General features: G+C 80.8%; 1 pseudogene. It reads left to right on the top strand.

What is annotated here, in order from left to right:
• Positions 1 to 60: 60 nt before the first annotated feature.
• Positions 61 to 662: pseudogene (locus tag AB6N23_RS18530) on the top strand (hypothetical protein); the annotation flags it as partial.

Below are 662 nucleotides of genomic sequence, written 5' to 3' on the forward strand. Positions count from 1 at the left end.
CCGCCGCGTCGGCCGGTCACCACGGGCGGGCCGACCGCGCCGCCGCGCACGCCGTGGCGCGTGCAGACGGTGCTGCAGGTGGTCGGGGCGGCGCTGCTCGTCGCCGCCAGCATCACGTTCCTCGTGTTCGCGTGGGACGTCCTCACGCTCGGGGCACGGGCGGCCGTCGTGGGCGCCGGGACGCTCGTCGTGTTCGTGCTGGCGACGGTGCTGCGCCGCCGCGGCCTCCCCCAGGGTGCGGAGGCGGTCGGCGCGCTCGCGGCCGCCCTGCTGCTGCTCGACGCGTGGGCGCTGCGCGCGACCGGCGTGGTCGTGGCAGGCGACGGCGCCGCCCAGGCGACCACGTCCGTCCTCGTGTGCGCGGCCCTGCTCGCCGGCTGGGGTGCCGTCGGGCGCCTGCGCGCCGGCACGGTCACCGCGGCGGTGCTGCTGCCCGTGGCGCCGCTGGTCTGGCTCGGTCACGCCGGGAGCCCCGAGGGCGTGGCGCTGCTGCTGCTCGCGGCCGCCGGCACCACCCTCACGCGCGCCGCGCCGCCCTGGCGCGCGCACGCCGTGGACGTCGCGCTGCTCCGTGTGCTCGCGCTCCTGACCGCCGCGCCGGCGCTCGTCGTGGCGGGCGGCGCCGCCGCGGTGCGCGTGCTCGCCGGCGAGGTGCCGTGGGC

This window comes from Cellulomonas pasadenensis, from assembly GCF_047229365.1.
Taxonomy (GTDB): domain Bacteria; phylum Actinomycetota; class Actinomycetes; order Actinomycetales; family Cellulomonadaceae; genus Cellulomonas.